Below are 14,451 nucleotides of genomic sequence, written 5' to 3'. Positions count from 1 at the left end.
AAATTTGTCTTGGAACACTGATTACGCTGATTATACTGATTTGTTTGATTGGATATAGGGGGATTTTTAAATTTATAGCCCGCTTGCCGGTATTTCGGGAGGATATTGTTTTCGATTTTCCATGGAAGTTCGATATTTGCTGAAAATACAGCGTAATCATTTATTTATGCCACTCACCAACCAGGAACAAATGTTCTTTTGTTTGTTATTTATTGCAGGCTGCATGCCTCCCCCATCTCCCGAAGAAAAAACAATAACAAAAGATACTGTGGCAACAGCAGTCATTGCCCCTTCGGAGCAGCAAATGGTAATGCCGGCAGATTCGCTGCCGGTGGATATTGAGGAAGACAGCCTGTTTATCCCTGCAGATGCGGAGATCCGCGTACTTACGGCCAGTAAAGTGATTACTTCCCGCCATGATGTACCGGAGTTCAGATCATGGAAACTAAGCAATGCCGATATTGAGAAGATCTTCCGGAACAGCCAGCCCACCGACGGTCCAACTATCCACTACAGGTACAACACCCTGGAATGCGAAGTAAAGGGAGAAGTAATGATCAATAAAGAGACTTACCATTACACGATCAACGCCGGCGCATATTTTTACCTGTACAACCGGCATCATAGCTATACTTATATCTGCCCGGCGGAAAACTGCCGCTCCCTCTTCCTGGATCACGGGCAATCGCCGGAAGAAGATTAGTTACCTTTGCTTAATTTTTAGCATTATGAAGCATTTTATACTGGCAAGTACCTCTACTTTATTTGGCGAAGCCTACCTGGCATACCTGCAACCTGCTATGAAAACATTGTATGCAGGCGTGGACGAAATTGTGTTTGTGCCATTTGCCCGCCCCGGCGGCATTTCGCACGATGATTATACCGGCAGGGCTGCAGAGGCTTTCGGGGAAGCAGGCATCCGTGTACGCGGACTCCATACCTTCAGCGATCCGGCTACCGCTATTAAAAATGCCAGGGGCTTTTTTACAGGGGGTGGTAATACCTTCCTGCTGGTGAAACAATTACATGAACAGGGACTGATGCTTCCACTCCGCGATGCAGTAAACAATGGCGCTCCCTACATGGGATGCAGCGCAGGCAGTAACATTGGCGGGGTTACCATGCAAAACACCAACGATATGCCCATTGTATACCCACCCAGCTTTGAAACAATGGGGCTGATCCCTTTTAACCTCAACCCTCACTACCTCGATCCGCAGCCAGGTTCACAGCATATGGGCGAAACCCGCGAAACCCGTATCCGGGAATATCATACGCAAAATGCCACGCCGGTACTGGGGTTAAGAGAAGGCAGCTGGATCTATGCACATAACGATGCTTTAACACTGGAAGGCACACTTAGCGCCAGGATCTTTGAACCGGGTAAAGATCCGTATGAACTGCCCGCAGGCAGTTCCCTGGCTCATCTGAAATAATGATTTCCCTTAACGGATCATCTCCAGCTTTGCGCCTGGCCCGGGGCGATGGAAATAGGCATACATATATGCCGTTTCCATGCCCTTCGGCCCTTTAACAGTATATCTAACCACCGGCTCACCGGTATTGGGATAGTCTGTGCGCTCCAGCGCAGCTATTTTCCCGTTCCCATAAAACCGCAACCGGTATTTCTCGATGGGAAGCACGGTATAGTCCAGTTTGAAATCGTCTGAATATTCGCTTAAATGCGCTGCTGCTTCTTCCTTATCCAGGTAAAAGAACTTCACCATTTCCTCCTCTTTGTGCTGTATAAACCGGTGCAGCGCTCCTGCATCCTTCTTCCGGAAACAGCCGGCATAACTTTCATAAGCAGCCAGCAATTCCGCCAGCAGGGCCTTTTCATCTTCCTGCTGCAGGTTTACACTTTTGCTCCACCCCGTAAGCTGATACGGTACCTTTGCTTCAAAGGAACCTTCGTATACCGCCTCCGTTTTAGAAGCATTGGGGTGATCTCCGTCGATATGCACCAGTTCCACATTGCTCACCTGCTCACCATCGCTCTTTCGCAGACCTTCCACTTCAGCCACCACTTTTATTTTTTCAGGCAGCGCAGACAGCTGCTTTCCGTCTTTGAACGAAGGATACAGTACCAGCTTCCAGTGCTGGGTACCGGATTTCAAAATGGCGTCGTTTATTGGTGTGGAAGTATTTAATGTGCCGTTTCCTTCACTGAAATACTGCTCTACCGGTATATCGTTTACAAAACACTCAAAGCTGGTAGCCCCTACTTCAAAGTTAATACGGTATTCGATCGCCTTCCCCGGCTGGGCAAGAACAGGAAAAGAAAGCGCCAACAGGCCAATCATTAATATACTTCTCATTTCGGTTAACGGTTAAAATATCAGTATCCGGAAAATTGCAAAAAATAAAAATAGTGTTTTTGAGGCGCCCGGCAATTTTGTGATCTGCAAGATTATTAATTTATAGTTTTAAAAGAACAATCATTCTTTTATCTTTGTCCCATGCGTGCAAAAGATGAAAATAAGGAATGGACCATCCGGGAAAAGGCCATAGAAATGATTGTTCATGAGGGCTTTGACGGATTGAGTATGCATAAACTTGCCAAGGCAGCCAACATTTCCGTGTCTACCATCTATATTTATTTCAGGAACCGGGAAGACCTGCTGAACCAGTTATACGCTGCTGTGGTGGAAACCTTTGTGCAACATACCATGGCCGGCTTTGATCCGGATATTGACTTTGAAGCCGGCCTATGGCTGCAATGGAAAAACAGGTATGCCTATATTCTCAGGTACCCGCTGCAGTACCATTTCTCGGAACAGTTCCGCAATTCCCCGCTGATAAAAAAGCAGGATGATGCGCCGGAAGTTGTTTTCAAGAGGGCCATGCAACAGTTTGTGGCAAATGCCATAAAAAAGGGCGAGATAGTGGACCTGCCACGGGAGGTGTTCTGGGCCATTGCCTATGGTCCGTTTTATACGCTCGTTAAATTTCACCTGGATCATCATGCTATATCCGGTATTCCTTTTACGCTGAGCGATGAAATGCTGCAGCAGGCCTTTCAGCGCACCATGAGGGCATTGCGGGTATAAACAATCTATAAACTCAAACCGCCATCGCAGCGTATTACCGTTCCCGTTATATTACCATTACGCATCAGGAAAAGGATCGTATCTGCCACATCATCGGGTTCTCCTATCCTGCCTACCGGCAGTTGCGCCGCATACTGCCCGAAAGTATCGTTTTTGGCATCTGGGGGGAGGAAGTCCCACCAGGGCGTATTTACCACACCGGGAGAAACTGCGTTGATGCGTAGGGGTTGTATTTCCTTTGCAAGGGAAGGGATCATCAGCTCCAGCGCACCGTTAATAGCGGCCAGCCCCGATACGCCAGGCGCCCGGCTGATGGCGGATATCGCAGTGATGAGGGTAATGCTGCCTCCTTTGTTCACATAAGGCAACGCGGCCTGCAGGGTATTCACCTGCGCCCAGAACTTTCCTTCAAAGCCATCCCGCAATTCTTTTAATGACAGGTCTGCAAATTTACCCGCCCCTTTCGATCCGCTTACCGCAATCACCAGGTGGTCAAAATTCCCCCGGGCATCAAAGAAAGCATCCAGGTCTTTCCGGTTACCGCTGTCGAGCGCGGCGGTGTGGATACCGGGTACAGCTTTCGCCGCATCCGCCAGTCGCGCTGCAGAACGGCCGGTAACCGTTACATGCGCTTTTTCCCCGGCCAGTTTAGCAGCAGTGGCCAGCCCTATTCCGGACGAACCGCCGGCAATAATTACTTTCTTACTTTCAAATGAATCCGACATATTGTTGTTATTTATACCTGCAAAGTTGGGGCAGAAAGTGGTGCAGGTTGTTACCGTGATCATGCATCGTATTAACCCGATCATGCATTTTTACGGAAGGCCAGCGGGGTTTGCCCGGTTTGTTCCCGGAAAAAGCGGTTAAATCCCGCGGGGTCGCTGAAGTTAAGCTGGTAGGAAATTTCCGCAACAGAAGTATCTGTGTACCGCAACACTGCTTTGGCTTCCTGCACCAGCATTTCTGCAATGGCGTCTGAAGCGGTGCGGCCTGTTACTTCTTTAACCGTGCGGTTAAGGTGATTAGGGGTTACGCCCAGCAGTGCAGCATAATCCGATACTCTTTTTTTAGAGAGAAAATACTGGCTTACCAGCTTTTTGAACCGGGGCACCAGGTAGGTACTGCGTGTATCCGTTGCCGTTAAGTGGAGCTGTTGCGCTACATAACTTCTTTTTACTTCGAGCAGCAGTAAATAAAGATACATCTTCACCGCTTTCTCACATCCCGGCCGGTGTTGCTGCAGCTCTTCGTTGATCTTTCCGCAGAAATCGGCCACCGCTGTTATTTCCGCCTCCTGTAACTGTATAAAGGGCACGCCCGTATAATCGAAGAATGGAAACTCCGTCTGCATCTTATCTCCCGGGATAATTTCCTGCAGAAAATCTGTATTGAACAAAATATAATATCCGAAAGTATCCGCACTGATATTGCTTTTACTGAACACCTGCCCCGGGAAAGTAAAACTTAAGGTACCAGGCCGGTGTTTAAACTGTTCCAGTCCCAGCTGTACATCCACGCTTCCCCTGAGCGTAATACTGATCCGGTAAAAATCGGATTTTAAAGGTCCTACCGCCGGCCGTAATCCTTCACTGGAATATATTTCCATACCGGCCATCTTCTTTGCCGGATCCAGGTTACTGTAGCCAAAGCTGGATATATCACCCTCTTCACGGTGCAGATGACGGAAATCATTTAATACATATTGTGGTATGCTGAGCTTGGTTTTCGTTGCCATTTATCTATATTCTTAACTTTCCTCACAAACATAAAAAAGGCGCCTCAAAATTGAGACGCCTCTTTGAATATTCTTATTTCCCTACTTCGCTATATCAATCTTCACTTTCTTATTCTTGATCTTCTCATTCTTAACCGCTTCCAGTGCATGCTGCACTTTCGATTTCACCACTGCTGCAAAAGAAAAGAAATCCTTTACTTCTATTAAGCCGATATCTTCTTTTTTAAGATGCGCCTGTTTTGCCAGGAACCCAACGATATCTACTTTATTCACTTTATCTTTTTTACCGGCGCCAATAAAAATGGTGGTCCATTTAGGTTTCTCCGGTAACGTAGCAGTAGCGGGCAGTTCAATGTTTTCTATCACTTCATCCGCCAGGTAAGGCATCCGTTTTTCATCGGGCGCCAGTATAAGGATAGCTGTTCCGCTGGCTTCCATCCGGGCGGTACGGCCGTTGCGGTGCGTCCAGCTGTCTTCCGTATGCGGCAGGTGAAAATGAATGATATAACGGATATTGGGGATATCAAGCCCGCGGGCAGCCAGATCTGTAGTAACGAGTACATTTACGGATCCGTTGCGGAACTTGCAGAGGGCGGCATCCCGCTCCCGTTGCTCCATGGCGCCGTGATAAAAGGTGTTGATAATACTTTTTTCAGACAGCATTTTGCTGGTGCGCTCCACTGCTTCGCGATGGTTACAGAACACAATAGTAGAGCGGTTCCCCAGGTAACAGATGAGGCGGAACAGGGTATCCACCTTATCATTTTCGGGCGATAAAACTTCCTTAATCGTTAAGCGGGCGGCAGGGGTGCCTTCTTCCGGCAGGAAGTCCAGCTTCTCAGGATTGTTCAGCGCCAGGAAATCAGGGATCTCCACTGATTCCGTAGCGGACGTAAGCACCCGCTTTTTGATATTGGGCAATGATGCAACAATGAAAGACACTTCCTCCTGGAAACCCAGTTCCAGGGTTTTATCAAATTCATCGAGTACCAGGGTTTCAATAGCCGCGGTGGTAATGTTTTCCCTGCGGATATGATCTCCCAGCCGGCCGGGTGTGCCTACAATCACAGCAGGAGGCTGTATCAGGTTATTTTCCTCAGTTTCCCGCAGGTGTCCGCCGTAGCAGGCGGTGATCTTATACCCGGTGCCCATCTGTTTAAACACTTTCTCTATTTGTAAGGCCAGCTCACGGGAGGGCACCACAATGAGGGCCTGGGTATTTTTATTGGCAGGATCGAGCTGCTCCAGGATGGGCAGCAGGAATGCCAGCGTTTTACCGGAACCGGTAGCCGACAACAGGATTACATCATGGTGATGCTTGTTCGCGTCCACTGATGCCTGCTGCATTTCATTGAGTGAATCGATCTTGAGATTGGTAAGGATATTACCTATTGCGTACTTTTCTTTTTGCATTTGCCGCAAAAGTACGAAGATTAAAGGGTTTTACCTGCACAAATGCATCTGATCGCCTGCCGGGTAGCTAAATGTATTGGGCGCCACCCATCTTGCCTTGTAGATCTTCCAGCCTTTCCGGATGAACAGCCGCTTCCCTTTGGCATCTATTATCTCATCAGTCCACCAGGATACTTTTGGCAGCACAACGATGGTGGGAAGTCCATCTCCTGCGGAAGAAACGCTTTTGATATTCTTCTGTATCACATCTGCCTGCGTCAGCTTTTGTGTAACCGGATCAAATTTGTATACATTGGTGGTATTGGTAAGCCATAAATTATTTTCCCCATACACGGGAAACAGGTCATGCGCCTCAGTGCCGGGAAGGGAAAAAACGGTATCCTCTGCCAGGTCGGGGGCATTACAGTTAAAATTATACCGGAACGAATGCATATGTTCCCTGGCAGCGGACCAGAGCCGTTGTTGCTTTGCATCCCATACTACGTTGTGCCCGAAATCGATGGGGATCTTTTTCGTATATACGTTATCGGGAAAATGAAGGGTATCTGTTTTAAAAACCATCAGGTAATTACCGGTGCTGGAAGCGCTTACAATATTGCCATCGGGCAATAGTTCGGCGGAATGGGTATTGCCACCCGCGTAGGCATAGAACACCGCTTTCTTATCGGCCACCCTGATGAGCGCTACGCCGCCACCGGAGGCATTCATTAACACGTATTCATTGTTGTACACCATTTTGGCATCGCTGGGATTGCTGAACCATTTTACATGCGCAGGCTGTACATTGGAGTTTTCCGGTTTCCACTCCCAGATCACCTCGCCGGATGGCACTGCGGCGATCACGATCCGGTGTTGTGATTGCTCCGCTATTACCAAACATTTTTTACATGCTGCTACGGCAGCTGCTTCCGTGTTGTTCCCGCTGCTTTGAGCGGAAGCGGTAATGGCCAGCAGGCAAAATACAGCGGCCAGTAAAGAGGTTCTTTTTTTCATTGTTTGTAAGATATATCACCACGCCTGGCGGTGGCGGCACATAATTACAATTTTTTCCGGGGAAATAAAAAGGTGGTATCAGGGCAATTGCGCCATTTTTCTTATTTTCAATATATGAAAACACCTTACATTTTACTGACGCTCGGCGCAGGCATCCTTGCATCCTGTAACCAGCAGGGCGGACAGCAACAAACCAATGTTGTAAAAGACTCCCTGCCACCGGTGGTGGAAAAAGAGAAATCCAATCATTGCTTCGAGAAAGTACTGGGCAAGGATACTATCCAGCTCAGGATCACTATGCACGACAGCGTAGCTACCGGCACCCTGGTGTATAACTTTTTTGAGAAAGATAAAAACACCGGTGAGTTCAACGGCATTATCAGCAACGGCATCATCCGGGGGAAATATGTTTTCTACAGTGAAGGCGTGGAAAGCTCCCGCCCGGCGATCTTCAAAATATCCGACCACGAAGCCTACGAAGCACTGGCCGACAGCGTGGACCACCAGGGTTTGCCTGTATTCAACAGCGATAATGCAGCGCTGAAGTTCGATAATATTCCGCTGGTGGAGGGTGCTTGCAAGTAAGGCCTCCGGCCTTACGCGGGTTTTGTCTGACTCAGGATTAAACTGATTACGCTGATTACCCTGATTTGATTTTTTTGGATTTTATGATTTTAAATGATTTGGGGAGATTTAAGCGGATATATATTTTCGCTTAAATCTCCCCAAATCAGTTTAATTACAAAATCAAATCAGGTAATCAGCCTAATCAGTTTAATCCTGAGTCAGACAAAATCCGCTCAAAGGCCGAAGGCCTTTGCCTTATTTCATCCCGCGGATCCACTGCCTGATCAGCTCCACCCCTTCTGCGTGCACCACCGTGCGCGCCAGTTCGGGCATGGCGGTGCCCGGCTCCACACTGTTCATGCGGTAGGCGAGGATAGAGTGTTGCGGATCGCCGGGAATAACGTCGTAGTCCAGTCCGCCGGCGCCGCCGCCTGCGGATACGGGCGATTTCATGATGCCCAGGTGATCCGGGGCTGTTTGTTCATACTCCAGGAATAAGCCGGTATTAAATGCATCCCCGCCTTTGGTGTGGCAGTGCGCACAGTTTACATCCAGGTAAGCGCGGGCGCGTTCATTCACCGTGTAATGGAGACTGTCTTTCCAATCCGGCAGGCGTGGCACTTTATCCAGTGAAGGCAGCCCGGCCAACAACCCGTTGCTGGCCCATTGCTGCAGCTGGTCCTGCGTTTGCCCATGCCGTACAAAATTGAGATTGCGCGCTTTGGGCCCAATAGGCGTAAGCACGCTGCTATTAATATGACAGCGTTTACAATCGTTCGTGTTGGGCATCTGGTACATGGTGGAGTGCTCACGCCCGTTGTCGTCCAGGAAGGTGATGGGGATCTTTTTTCCCAGGATCCATTTCTCTGCATCCTGCTGGTCGTTTTTCCACAGGTAGTTCATCACTTTCCACTGGTGGTCTGCCGGGTCTTTGAACAGCAACCGGGTTTCTATCATGATCTTTTCATGTGCCGGGTTGGTGTAGGCAAAGTTCTTAATGATAAAAGTGGAATCCGGGAAATCGAGCGGACCATGATCCGTATAATGAATGGTTTTTCCTTCCGGTAAAGCAATAAAGCGATCTTTTACCGCATAGTCGGTGAACAGGGATGTTACCAGCTCATAGTTCACTACTCCTTTACGCGGCTGCAATGTTTTAAGTACGCCGGTAAAGAATCCATAATCAGATAATTTCGGTTTAAACTGGAACGGGCCGGCCGTGGCAGCAGGCGCTGGCTTTTGCTGGCAGCTTTGCGTGGCGGCGATCCATAATATTAAACACATCACGAATAAACAGGACTTCCTCATCTCCCTTAAAAATTTTAATACAAATACTATTTACATACATAAGGTGTAATGTCGGTACTGGGCTTCCAGTTTTTCGACATCATATTCATGGCATCCACATTCACAAACAAATTGGGACCCGTTTGCTGTATACAAAGCGAATCAGGATTCACCGCGGTGCCTTTTGTAAGGATGTTGGTGGTAATGCCATCATAAGTAATGAAAGGCAGCCGTGCATTTTTCCGCGACGGATCATCTGCATTGAGTTTCTGTTCTATACCCACCAGTATTTTACCGGTATGATGTTCAAATACTGCCGGCGGAAAGGCAGGCCCCACTTCCATGATATTATCATGGATATGCACATTGCGGGGGATCGGGAAATAGTGATCGTTAATTTTTGTGCCGGCCTTTTCATCAATAAAAAAACCTGATACTACGGAAATAGCGCTGGAGTTATTATTGATGATGCGGTTGTTGTACAGCTCTATGTCCGACGCTGCAAGGATCACCACACCACTGCCGGGAGCCGCGTTACCCACGCCCCAGGTGGAGCCAAAGCTGCCGGATTTTGCAAAGTTCTTTTCGTTGTTATCGTGCATGTAATTGTTATACGCCTTTACAAAACCACCGCGTTTCGACAGGTCGGGCAAATCAAAAATGAGGAAACCGGCGGTATTGCCCCAGAACTCATTATCGTATACCTCGGCATGGGAAGTGTTTTCTATTTCGCAACCGGCTACGTTCTTAAATGCTTTGCATTTGCGTACAATGGCGCTATCGGTTTGCCCTACGTAGATGCCGGCATCGGAGGCGCCCTGTGCATAGCAGTTCTCTACCAGCACATTTTTACACATCACGGGATAGATGGCATATCCGCCGCTGGTGGAGTCGGATACAGACCAGATGGCATGCACATTGGTAACTACCACCTTTTCGCTTTTGTTGATCTTGATCAGGTCGCCCTTAGAGTCGCGCAGGGTAAGCCCGTCGATGGTAAAGCCTTTTACATCGGTTACCCGGATGCCTTCCCCACCCTGGCTTTGGGCGGAAAAATCCAGGATGGTTTTATCCGGTCCGGCGCCCTGGATCAGAATATGATTCACCTGGGCGATGCTGAGGTTATCAAATTTGTAGGTGCCTTCCTTTAAGGTGATGCTGCTGCTGTCGGCCAGCGACAGGAATGCTTCTGCAATTTTTGTTTCCTCGCCCGGGCCAAACTGAAGCCGGGTTTTATAATCGTTTTTCTCCTTTACTTCCGGGCCCTGACAGGCTGCCAACAGGGTTATCAATAACCAACAGATAGGATACCGTTTCATATACAGGTTGTTTTATTTTAGATAAATCAGAAAACATTGTAAGCGAAAGTGACGTAGTACATACCCCCGATGGCCGGGCTGCCAAAGCCATTTCTGTAGTAAGTATTGGTGAGATTTACCCCACCCAGTTTAATCGTGGAATGTGCCTGCAGGAGCCGGTAACTCACCTGGGCGTCGATCACTGCCGAGGCGGGCACCGTACCGCTGCCAAAACCAATCTGGTAAAAATAGGCCGGTCTGTAACGGAAGGTAGTATTAAATGAGAATCTTTCCTTCTTACCGAAGCCGGTATTTCCAAAATCCACGTTGAATTTATAATTGGGCGTGTTAAAGTTATTGACCTGGCTGTTGTTCCGGTTCTTCAGGAAATCTGACGAGAAATTCACTTTTGCCAGGAAATGTTTCGAGAGGTCCACGCTCACACTGGCGGCATAGCCGTAGGTGTTCACTTTTTCCGCGCCGTTATAGGCAATATTGTACTGGATATAGGTGCTGTGATCCAGGAAGGCATTGGGATCTGCGGTGCCCGGCGTATTGGCCACGTTCACATAGCCGATGAAATTTTTCCAGGTGGAATAGTAACCCAGTACATCTATCAGCACCCGGCCGGCAATGAGCGAGGAGTAGCCTAACTCGAACGCATCTACCGATTGCGGCTTGATATCGTTTAAACTAAACTGCTTCAGATCCGCGGGGTTCTTTGTGCGCTGGAAAGAATCCACGCTTTCCAGCGTATAAGCCGGGTATTTATTGAACTGGTATACGCCGTTGAGCAGCCTGTCGGACCCGCCGGAGGCAAAGCTGTTGTAATCGATCGGGGTACTCTGGAGCGACTGTATATTAGACGGAAAGCTGTAGGCATTCTGGTAAGAGAAACGGATAAAACTTTCCTTGTTCACTTCCAGCACGGCAGATACCCGGGTAGTTACCCGGGGCCTGGCGAACAAGGTATTTTTATCATACCGGAAAGCGGCGGCCAGGCTGAGTTTTTCGCGGATCACTTTTTTTGTAAGATGGGCGTACGCACTGTATTCGGCTACATCAATAGGGCCGTTGTTGTCCGGGAACAGGGTGCCTTTGGAATCCAGCCGGTAAAGACGGTAGTTCAAACCTGCAATCAGCTCGGCAAACTTTACCAGGTGCGTAAAATTATACTGGGCTTCTGCATTGAAAAGGCGGCTCTTATCAGTGAACAGCGTACCGCCTTTGGAAGTAGGAATATTGGAGATACTGTCTTTTAAATGGAGGAACTGCGGGCTGCCGGCATCGGGCCTGCCCTGGTCGGCAAAAGCCCTGGCCAGGTTGCTGGCGTCGATATAGTTTTGGCCTTGTGACATGGCCTCCAGCAACGCGCTGGTGTATTGCGGGTACCAGCCGTCGCCTGTACTGCCGTCGTAGCTGGGTTTCCAGGCTTCGTTGATCAGCTGGGCCGTAGGCATGGCAATAATGGTATGCCCTGAATTTTCGCGGGAGGTATAGGCCCTTACAAACCAGTGCTCCGCTTTTACTTCGGCGCGGTATTGTCCCAGGTGAAAGCCGGTGAGCGCGTAACGGGTATCGTTGCTGTACACGGCATTGCCCTGCCCGTAGGTGCCTGACAGGATGGCTTCCAGTTTGGGTTTGATCTTATAGCGCAGTTCCACATTGGCTTTAAACATTTTAGCGTCGCTGCTCAGGTAGCCGTATTCGGTATAGCCGGTACGGGCCACTTTATGCTGGCCTTCTGCCAGCAGGGGCGCTATGATAGGCTCCAGCTCCGGCACCTGTGCCAGGGCGCCTTCCAGGAAGGGGTTAATGTCTACCGATGTTTTGCTGCCGTAAATATTCACCCCGTTATAGTTAGGGTCCTGCCGGGGACCACCCGGACCATTGGTATTAGTGGTATCGTTGGCCATCCAGTCTTTCGCCTGGGTGTACTGTACATTTATTTTAAAGGCAAACTTATCGCTTACCTTCTTGCCCCATCGCACGGTCCAGTCGTAGTAAGGCGATGGCCCCAGCGGATCATTGGATTTCCCTTTTTTTATGTGATTTACTCCCTGCGTGATCTGCGCGCTGAGCCCCTGGTATTTAAACGGGTCTTTGCCGGTCATCACCATGGTGCCATTGAGGCCGCGGGAGCCGTACAATGCGGAAGATGCGCCGGAAAGCACCTCCAGGTTGTCTACATCCAGTTCGGTAAGACCAATAATAGCCCCGATAGGGAAGTTAAGGCCGGGGGCCTGGTTATCCATACCATCCACGATCTGCGTGAAGTTGGTATTGCCGCTGGTATTGAAACCGCGGGTGGTAATGGTGGTGAACAGCAGACTGGAAGTAGTTACGTCTACTCCCTTGAGGCCCTGCAGCATGTTATAGTAGCTGGGCTGCGGGGAGTTGATGATGTCTTTGGTGCTGATCCTTTCAATGGTAACAGGAGATTCAATTTTCTTTTGTGTAAACCGGCTGGCAGAAACCACCACTTCTTTTCCCAGTACCGAAGCCGGCGACAGCGCTATGCGCTGGAACCCGGGGCCGGAAATGATGATTTCTTTTGTTTCGAAGCCCACCGACGACAGTATAAGGGTAACAGGATAATTTTTCCGGGTAGAGAATTTGAAATTTCCCTGGTCGTTGGTATAATCCCCGTTCTGTGCTTCCTTCATGGTAACGGAAACAACGGGCACTACTTCCTGGGTAACGGCGTTGCGGACGTTGCCCGAGATCACGATCTGTGCATTTGCCGTAAGGCATAACCCGGACAGGCATACCATACTTATGATAATAAAGGATCTTAACATCGGCAGGTGGGATTTAGATGGCTTGGTTGTTAGCCGTTATTGCCTTTGCGGCATAGCGATATTACCAAAATCCCTGCACGGGAAGTGTTGGTACCATTGACTTTGGGGCGAAACCAGGGCTATTGGGGGTAAAATCAGGACGCGGGGGCGAATCTTTCCTGGAAGGCGGTTAAACAGGTAGCGGATACCGGCACGCTGATTTCGCCCAAGCCTTCCAGTTCCAGGTAATGTCCTTTTGTATTTTTCTTAAAAAGAACCACTTTGGAGATGTTTACCAGGTAAGACCGGTGCGCGCGTACGAAGGTATCGGGCGACAGGTAAGACTCCAGTTTTTTCAGGGAAGTTCTGACCAGTTCTTTACTGATGGTATTCCCCGAGAGATAAAACACCTGCACGTAGTTGTCTTCCGCCTTCATGAGCAGTAATTTCCCCGGGTGCAGGGTAAGCACAGGTTTATCATGCTCATCGCGGATAAGTATACAGGGATCGGTAATGGGTTTGGTTACCTGTTCTTTTTCGAGGCTGCGAAGCTGGGCCATCTTCTCCCTGGTAAAGAACCACAGGAGGGCAATGCAGTAAGGCAGCGGTAAAATAAGGGCAATATAACGGAGCGTATTGATAAACTCTGACCAGGTAAGGAAAAAGGTATCCACAAGCATTACATCCACCATGGTAACCATTACGGCAATGCCCACTATTTCGCCCATAAACCAGCAGAGATAAGTAGCGTTGGTGAGCCTGCGGCGCCATTTCAGCCGGAACAGCCCGAACTGTGAAATGCTCAGCACCGCCACTCCGCAGAGGGTAAAAATAAAGAACAATGCCATCAGGGACAGCTGTTGTCCTTCATACCACATATTAATATTAAATGGCAGGAAGATATACATGAACAGGAAACTGAAAACGCTGCAAAAAGCGATCAGGGAAATCCTGTTGGCTACAGAATCCAGTAACGTAAAGCGGGGTTGCTCAGCAGCATACCTGGTAATGAGTGGCAAAGTAGGCAAGCTTTTCATGTAGTGGATGATTTACTGTAATTAAGTTAAGGAAAAAAGCCGGAATGAGATGCGCTGTCAAGAGCGGGATTAGCTCCCGGGGTGCAGGTGAAAGCCGGGCTTGTTGCTGCCAGCTCTGAGCTGCTCCCTGTTCTGCTTAAAAGTCTTTCAATTTCTGCTTCCTTTTGCTCCATCAGTGCTATGAGCTGTTCCCTGTTCTGCTTAAAAGGGCTGGAGAATGCCCCCCAGGTCTGCTGATGGAGCCATAAGCCATTCCCTGTTCCGCTTAAAAGCGGGGCTCCTCTCCCGGTT

At 48.9% G+C, this 14,451-nt stretch carries 14 protein-coding genes; 4 read left to right on the top strand and 10 right to left on the bottom strand.

Annotation, left to right across the window (positions count from 1 at the left end; all coding sequences use genetic code 11):
- Positions 1–121 precede the first annotated feature (121 nt).
- Together VN105_RS29490 and pepE are read left to right on the top strand one after the other, a co-directional pair.
- Entirely contained in the window at positions 122–703 is a 582-nt protein-coding gene (locus tag VN105_RS29490; protein ID WP_325647038.1) for a hypothetical protein, read from the top strand.
- A gap of 25 nt (positions 704–728) precedes the next feature.
- A complete protein-coding gene (pepE, locus tag VN105_RS29485; protein ID WP_325647036.1) occupies positions 729–1,436 on the top strand; it encodes a dipeptidase PepE in 708 nt (235 codons plus the stop codon).
- Positions 1,437–1,445: 9 nt separating this feature from the next.
- Here the strand turns inward: pepE and VN105_RS29480 are convergent, their stop codons facing one another.
- Complete coding sequence (locus VN105_RS29480) at positions 1,446–2,318, bottom strand: hypothetical protein (RefSeq protein WP_325647034.1); 873 nt, start codon at positions 2,316–2,318, stop codon at positions 1,446–1,448.
- Positions 2,319–2,459: 141 nt separating this feature from the next.
- On the opposite strand from VN105_RS29480, the gene VN105_RS29475 reads away from it, so the two are divergent.
- Entirely contained in the window at positions 2,460–3,050 is a 591-nt protein-coding gene (locus tag VN105_RS29475) for a TetR/AcrR family transcriptional regulator (protein WP_325647032.1), read from the top strand.
- A 5-nt stretch (positions 3,051–3,055) separates the two neighbouring features.
- On the opposite strand, the gene VN105_RS29470 is transcribed toward VN105_RS29475, so the two are convergent.
- The 4 genes from VN105_RS29470 to VN105_RS29455 form a co-directional block, all read right to left on the bottom strand.
- On the bottom strand, positions 3,056–3,838 hold the full coding sequence (locus VN105_RS29470; RefSeq protein WP_325647030.1) for an SDR family oxidoreductase: 783 nt from the start codon (positions 3,836–3,838) through the stop codon (positions 3,056–3,058).
- Between the two features lie 17 nt (positions 3,839–3,855).
- A complete protein-coding gene (locus VN105_RS29465; RefSeq protein ID WP_325647028.1) occupies positions 3,856–4,785 on the bottom strand; it encodes a helix-turn-helix domain-containing protein in 930 nt (309 codons plus the stop codon).
- Positions 4,786–4,866: 81 nt separating this feature from the next.
- Positions 4,867–6,198, bottom strand: a complete 1,332-nt coding sequence (locus tag VN105_RS29460; RefSeq protein ID WP_325647026.1) for a DEAD/DEAH box helicase — start codon at positions 6,196–6,198, stop codon at positions 4,867–4,869.
- A gap of 30 nt (positions 6,199–6,228) precedes the next feature.
- Positions 6,229–7,191 carry a DUF6528 family protein gene (locus VN105_RS29455; RefSeq protein ID WP_325647024.1) on the bottom strand — a complete coding sequence of 321 codons (963 nt, stop codon included), beginning with the start codon at positions 7,189–7,191 and terminating at the stop codon, positions 6,229–6,231.
- Between the two features lie 114 nt (positions 7,192–7,305).
- On the opposite strand from VN105_RS29455, the gene VN105_RS29450 reads away from it, so the two are divergent.
- On the top strand, positions 7,306–7,776 hold the full coding sequence (locus VN105_RS29450; protein WP_325647022.1) for a hypothetical protein: 471 nt from the start codon (positions 7,306–7,308) through the stop codon (positions 7,774–7,776).
- 237 nt (positions 7,777–8,013) lie between these two features.
- On the opposite strand, the gene VN105_RS29445 is transcribed toward VN105_RS29450, so the two are convergent.
- The 5 genes from VN105_RS29445 to VN105_RS29425 all read right to left on the bottom strand — a co-directional run.
- Positions 8,014–9,066: an SO2930 family diheme c-type cytochrome gene (locus VN105_RS29445; protein WP_325647021.1), complete on the bottom strand. Its 1,053-nt coding sequence runs from the start codon at positions 9,064–9,066 to the stop codon at positions 8,014–8,016.
- A gap of 26 nt (positions 9,067–9,092) precedes the next feature.
- Complete coding sequence (locus tag VN105_RS29440; RefSeq protein WP_325647020.1) at positions 9,093–10,364, bottom strand: parallel beta-helix domain-containing protein; 1,272 nt, start codon at positions 10,362–10,364, stop codon at positions 9,093–9,095.
- Between the two features lie 26 nt (positions 10,365–10,390).
- The gene (locus VN105_RS29435; RefSeq protein WP_325647018.1) at positions 10,391–13,144 is read right to left on the bottom strand and encodes a TonB-dependent receptor; all 2,754 of its coding nucleotides are present in this window, start codon (positions 13,142–13,144) and stop codon (positions 10,391–10,393) included.
- A 134-nt stretch (positions 13,145–13,278) separates the two neighbouring features.
- Positions 13,279–14,160: a LytR/AlgR family response regulator transcription factor gene (locus VN105_RS29430; protein WP_325647016.1), complete on the bottom strand. Its 882-nt coding sequence runs from the start codon at positions 14,158–14,160 to the stop codon at positions 13,279–13,281.
- A 26-nt stretch (positions 14,161–14,186) separates the two neighbouring features.
- Positions 14,187–14,451, bottom strand: a 265-nt coding sequence (locus VN105_RS29425; protein ID WP_325647014.1) for a hypothetical protein, incomplete at its 5' end; no start/stop codon positions are given.

Origin of the sequence: Chitinophaga sp., from assembly GCF_035564935.1 — a bacterium.
Taxonomy (GTDB): domain Bacteria; phylum Bacteroidota; class Bacteroidia; order Chitinophagales; family Chitinophagaceae; genus Chitinophaga.
Note: the sequence above shows the minus strand (reverse complement) of the source record. Positions and strands in the feature narration are given on the sequence as shown.

Bases quoted from the DNA above. Each gene is read 5' to 3' on its own strand.
- VN105_RS29435 (WP_325647018.1), bottom strand. From the start codon at position 13,144: ATGTTAAGATCCTTTATTATCATAAGTATGGTATGCCTGTCCGGGTTA.
- VN105_RS29455 (WP_325647024.1), bottom strand. From the start codon at position 7,191: ATGAAAAAAAGAACCTCTTTACTGGCCGCTGTATTTTGCCTGCTGGCC.
- VN105_RS29490 (WP_325647038.1), top strand. From the start codon at position 122: ATGGAAGTTCGATATTTGCTGAAAATACAGCGTAATCATTTATTTATG.
- VN105_RS29475 (WP_325647032.1), top strand. From the start codon at position 2,460: ATGCGTGCAAAAGATGAAAATAAGGAATGGACCATCCGGGAAAAGGCC.
- VN105_RS29450 (WP_325647022.1), top strand. From the start codon at position 7,306: ATGAAAACACCTTACATTTTACTGACGCTCGGCGCAGGCATCCTTGCA.
- VN105_RS29470 (WP_325647030.1), bottom strand. From the start codon at position 3,838: ATGATCACGGTAACAACCTGCACCACTTTCTGCCCCAACTTTGCAGGT.
- VN105_RS29430 (WP_325647016.1), bottom strand. From the start codon at position 14,160: ATGAAAAGCTTGCCTACTTTGCCACTCATTACCAGGTATGCTGCTGAG.
- VN105_RS29445 (WP_325647021.1), bottom strand. From the start codon at position 9,066: ATGAGGAAGTCCTGTTTATTCGTGATGTGTTTAATATTATGGATCGCC.
- VN105_RS29460 (WP_325647026.1), bottom strand. From the start codon at position 6,198: ATGCAAAAAGAAAAGTACGCAATAGGTAATATCCTTACCAATCTCAAG.
- VN105_RS29465 (WP_325647028.1), bottom strand. From the start codon at position 4,785: ATGGCAACGAAAACCAAGCTCAGCATACCACAATATGTATTAAATGAT.
- pepE (WP_325647036.1), top strand. From the start codon at position 729: ATGAAGCATTTTATACTGGCAAGTACCTCTACTTTATTTGGCGAAGCC.
- VN105_RS29480 (WP_325647034.1), bottom strand. From the start codon at position 2,318: ATGAGAAGTATATTAATGATTGGCCTGTTGGCGCTTTCTTTTCCTGTT.
- VN105_RS29440 (WP_325647020.1), bottom strand. From the start codon at position 10,364: ATGAAACGGTATCCTATCTGTTGGTTATTGATAACCCTGTTGGCAGCC.